We start from the raw sequence: 255 nt of genomic DNA, 5'->3' as shown, positions 1-255 counted from the left end.
AAGTTATAGCCGTGTAGATAAACAGGTAAGGCTGAGAGCCACACCACAAGCGAGAAAAAAGTTCCCCGAGCTGCCGGAGGAGATTGAGGCGCGGCTAATTACGAAAAAAGTGAAAGGAAAAGAGTGCAGAATTCTTACATCGCTTACCGATGTAATGCGTTACCCCAGTGACGAAATTGTAGACTTATACAGTCACCGCTGGGAAATTGAGTTAGGGTATCGTGAAATGAAACAAACGCTACTGAACAGTGAATA

General features: G+C 44.3%; 1 protein-coding gene. It reads left to right on the top strand.

Translation table 11 applies throughout. The annotated features are described in order from the left end of the window. The coding region (locus PSI06_RS21280) for a transposase (protein WP_273604847.1) at positions 1-255 on the top strand (255 nt) is incomplete at both ends.

The organism is Pseudoalteromonas sp. GABNS16E (assembly GCF_028598715.1).
Taxonomy (GTDB): domain Bacteria; phylum Pseudomonadota; class Gammaproteobacteria; order Enterobacterales; family Alteromonadaceae; genus Pseudoalteromonas; species Pseudoalteromonas atlantica.
Note: the sequence above shows the minus strand (reverse complement) of the source record. Positions and strands in the feature narration are given on the sequence as shown.